The sequence below is a fragment of the Acidovorax sp. HMWF018 genome (assembly GCF_003061035.1).
Lineage (GTDB): Bacteria > Pseudomonadota > Gammaproteobacteria > Burkholderiales > Burkholderiaceae_C > Acidovorax > Acidovorax delafieldii.
Window position 1 is genome coordinate 1 of the sequence record NZ_QAIM01000080.1, and the last position, 1878, is coordinate 1878.

The following is a 1878-nucleotide window of genomic DNA, read 5'->3' on the forward strand; positions in this document are numbered from 1 at the left end:
CACCAAGAGCGGCACCCCCGGCGCCGACACCGTGAAGGTCAAAGCCGCCATCACCTGGGTGGGTGTGGCCGACGGCGTGAACGCAGAAGTGCGCATGTACGACCGCCTGTTCCTGGACGCCCAGCCCGACGCGGGCGGCAAGGACTTCATCGAAAGCCTGAACCCGAACAGCCTGAAGGTGGTGACCGCCATCGTGGAGCCGTCATTGGCCAATGCCCAACCGGACGACAAGTTCCAGTTTGAGCGGCATGGGTACTTTGTGGCGGATCGTATTGACCACAAGGCGGAAAAGCCGGTGTTTAACTTGGCGGTGGGATTGAAGGATTCTTGGGGGAAGTAATTTCGCTTTAAAGCTTGAAAAAGCCAGCAGACCTCAAGTCTGCTGGCTTTTTTTGATTGAGAGCGACTGAGCCGAAAGCGCCCATACGCTCAAACGAGCATTGATTCAAAATAGACTAGCTGTAACCGAAGCGCACGGTTGGTGAACCATCATCACATCGTCGTGTTGCGATTGAAGCGAAGGAGGCACGAGACATGATCATGCTCGCATCGCGCCTTCTAAAAATTGTTGACTCTAGGCGCCGTTTTGACATTTGAACGCTCCCTAGTTACACGCCAGATCGCATGCATATCCAAGACATCGAGATATACCGCTCAGAACTCGAAGGGTTGATTAAGCGGTTCGCAACCAAGACGGTATCTCTGGTTTCAGCCGAAACCGTCAGCTCTTGGGCCAAAGCCAACGCCTACAGCGTTAGGGGGGATCCGATCGCAGCAGCCTTTCCGCCCATTAGCAATAACTCTTTCATCATCGCTATACGACGAGTTATTGACGAACGATCTATAAGCAGCGTGATCGATGCGCTTGTCGTCACCGGATTTGCGACAGAAAGTGAACAGTTAGAAAACAGCCCGTATTTATTCTTGTCACACACGGTTCTGCACGAACTGGCTCACATTGAAAACGAGTGGGGTCAGGAATTCGAAGCAGAGTGCGATCTATGGGCATTCTCGAGACTTGAAAAGGAGAATGCGGATTAACTTAGCGCACGGAGCGAGCGAATCCGCTGCGTTTAGCGCTTCATGCTTGCGGTAGCTCCACCCACAATTCTTGAGCACCGCCCCTTCAAACAAAACCACGCAATGGCTCTGATGCAATCGCTCCAAATCCTACACTTCTGGTTCACCGAACTCACTCCCCAGCAGCACTTCGCCAAAGACGCTGCCCTCGACGAATCCATCCGCACCCGCTTCGGCCCCACGCTGGAGGCCGCTACCCGCTGCGAACTGTTCCTCTGGCGCGCTACCCCAGAAGGCCGGTTGGCAGAAATCCTAGTGCTGGACCAGTTCTCGCGCAATGTGTACCGCGACACCGCCCGCGCCGTTGCGCAAGACGTGTTGGCCCTTGCCCTGGCGCAAGAGCTGGTGGCCAGCGGGCAGGACCGCAGCCTGCCCACGGCGCAGCGCGTGTTTGTCTACATGCCTTATATGCACAGCGAATCTGCCGTGATTCATGAGCAAGCGCTTGAGCTGTTTGCGCAGCCGGGCATGGAAAACAACCTGGACTTTGAGCGCCGGCACAAGGCCATCATCGACCGCTTTGGGCGCTACCCGCATCGCAACGCGGTGCTGGGCCGCACCTCCACGGCCGAAGAACTGGCGTTTTTGAGCGAGCCGGGGTCGTCGTTCTAGGCACTGCACTAATTCGCTATATTCTTCATAGCACGTCCCGCATATCAAACAGGCGCTACAGGCCAATATGACGGTCAATGAGGTGCTCGATTAAGGCAACGCTGATTAAGGTCCACCATTGAGAGGGGTCAAACGTTATCCGCAGATGAAGCAGCAGACCTTGGCAATGGCCGCAGATCAAGACAA

The 1878-nt window shown here is 55.5% G+C and carries 2 protein-coding genes and 1 pseudogene; all 3 read left to right on the forward strand.

Annotated elements, in window-relative coordinates:
- Positions 1-340 (forward strand): annotated as a pseudogene (locus DBR23_RS02930) (glutamine--tRNA ligase); the annotation flags it as partial.
- A 284-nt stretch (positions 341-624) separates the two neighbouring features.
- The gene (locus DBR23_RS02935; protein ID WP_108497264.1) at positions 625-1041 is read left to right on the forward strand and encodes a hypothetical protein; all 417 of its coding nucleotides are present in this window, start codon (positions 625-627) and stop codon (positions 1039-1041) included.
- Between the two features lie 111 nt (positions 1042-1152).
- On the forward strand, positions 1153-1692 hold the full coding sequence (locus DBR23_RS02940) for a DUF924 family protein (RefSeq protein WP_108497265.1): 540 nt from the start codon (positions 1153-1155) through the stop codon (positions 1690-1692).
- Positions 1693-1878 lie beyond the last annotated feature (186 nt).

Excerpts from the sequence above, each read along its gene's own strand:
- DBR23_RS02935 (WP_108497264.1), top strand. The coding sequence starts at position 625 with ATGCATATCCAAGACATCGAGATATACCGCTCAGAACTCGAAGGGTTG.
- DBR23_RS02940 (WP_108497265.1), top strand. The coding sequence starts at position 1,153 with ATGCAATCGCTCCAAATCCTACACTTCTGGTTCACCGAACTCACTCCC.